Source organism: Brevibacillus invocatus (assembly GCF_003710915.1).
Taxonomy (GTDB): Bacteria; Bacillota; Bacilli; order Brevibacillales; family Brevibacillaceae; genus Brevibacillus; species Brevibacillus invocatus.
In genome coordinates this window covers 1-1,622 of the sequence record NZ_RHHR01000109.1, presented here as the reverse complement: position 1 = coordinate 1,622, position 1,622 = coordinate 1, and the positions used below count along the sequence as shown (strand labels likewise).

The window sequence follows — 1,622 nt, the reverse complement described above, 5'->3', positions numbered from 1 at the left end:
AGTGTTTTTCTATTTTTCAAGGAGCATTCTAAAATCGGCTTTAAACTTGTTGTACCAAGGGAATACGCTCATTTTCGCTCTGCGAAAGTTGAGTTAGAAAGTCCAAAGTAATTCTTGAAATTGGTACCATCTAGGTGCCAATTTCTTTTTTTGACAACAATTTAGAAAAGCAGTTTGGCGATTTAACTTAATTGAGCTTGTGTTAAATAGGTTCACTATCCTACCCAGTTAGTTGTGCAAAGGAAAAAGTCCAACCTCTTTTTGTTTCATATATTATTCTGCATAGAAATTACCAATACTTAAATTATAAGTGTGGGGGTGCTTTATGCAGAAAATCATGTTGTTCTTTGTAGCTTTGCTCATTGCTTTTGTGCCTGTTGCTAACGCTAATCAAGACGACGAAATCGAACCGTTTACTTGGGGTGAACAGTATCTTGAAGAACTAAAAAAAGTAGATATTCCTGTATATATTCCGTCTCATGTAGCTTCATCTGAGTTTTCTCGACGGCTTGGTCATTTATTCGTTAGCAAGTTAGAAGCAAGTAAAGACCATTATTTATTCGAGATATCACGCCAAAGAGTGCGTGATGGGGAATCAAAAATGCTTACATTTGATGTAATGACTATGTCAGCAGGTACTCTTCCTAGTTACCGAAAACAGCCTTTCTCTACATACGAAATGTTCGAGATACCAGAAGGAGCCACTAAATTTAACGGGTATGATGTAAAGTATTATGCTAATAAAAGAGCATTTATCTGGAAAGATATCGGCTGGGAATACTTAGTATGGGCAGAGAATACTAACAATGCTATTAATATAATGAAGCGTGTCATGGCTACAATACCAAAGGGAAGTAATCCTGTTCATGGTGCAATAAAAGGACAGATTACAGCTATTGATACAAATGGGGGCGTCCGTTCGGATGCTGGTTGGTCTTATGATAATGGAAAAACGTGGTACATTATCACTGGACGAACAACACCAGAGCAATTAACAAAAATATTAGAGTCTATGGTTAAAGTGGATACAAGATAGTATAAAATCTTTGATTTATTAAAGACCCTTATAAACAAGGGTCTTTTGTATGTATTGTTCCGGATTACTGCCCTTTAGTTCAGCGGGAGCCACAGCTCTTAAAAGTACCGCCTATAAAATTCCCGTCGACGTTCCCCCGTAATTGCGCGTAGATCTGCGTTGTTGAAGCTCTTGTACTTACTGTTATTCAACTTTCGTACCCGATAGTTCAACAAAACTCTTTTACATGTATTACGGTTCACTGTACCGGTTTTAAAAGAGGCAACTCGGCCTTTTCTTTTCAATGGCCCGTAATGTGTCTTAGTCTGATTATCCTTATTTGTTCAACCAATGCCGTAATGTTAAAGTGTTCTAAGTGAATCAATTTCATAATTGCTCATCTTAAAAATATACAGACTGCCCCAATCTCTTCTTTATCCTTTTTTAAAAACTAAGCCGCGACTGGCTTCTTGTTTTCCAGTGCGTTACGAATCCGATCAGTGGCTAATTTAGCGGCATTATAAACAAGAGTTACCAAATCAAAATGAACTTTGGCCCTCTTCCCTGTGCGATAGCGTACGTTGTTCAGTTGGAAAAATTCTTTCAA

General features: G+C 37.4%; 1 protein-coding gene and 1 pseudogene. One reads left to right on the top strand and one right to left on the bottom strand.

The annotated features are described in order from the left end of the window. The first annotated feature begins 325 nt into the window (after positions 1–325). Positions 326–1,036 (top strand): hypothetical protein, encoded by a 711-nt coding sequence (locus EDM52_RS24255; protein WP_122911443.1) that lies wholly within the window; start codon positions 326–328, stop codon positions 1,034–1,036. Positions 1,037–1,466: 430 nt separating this feature from the next. On the opposite strand, the pseudogene EDM52_RS24250 reads toward EDM52_RS24255, so the two are convergent. Further along, positions 1,467–1,622: pseudogene (locus EDM52_RS24250) on the bottom strand (IS5/IS1182 family transposase); the annotation flags it as partial.

Coding starts and splice junctions, on each gene's coding strand:
- EDM52_RS24255 (WP_122911443.1), top strand. CDS start 326: ATGCAGAAAATCATGTTGTTCTTTGTAGCTTTGCTCATTGCTTTTGTG.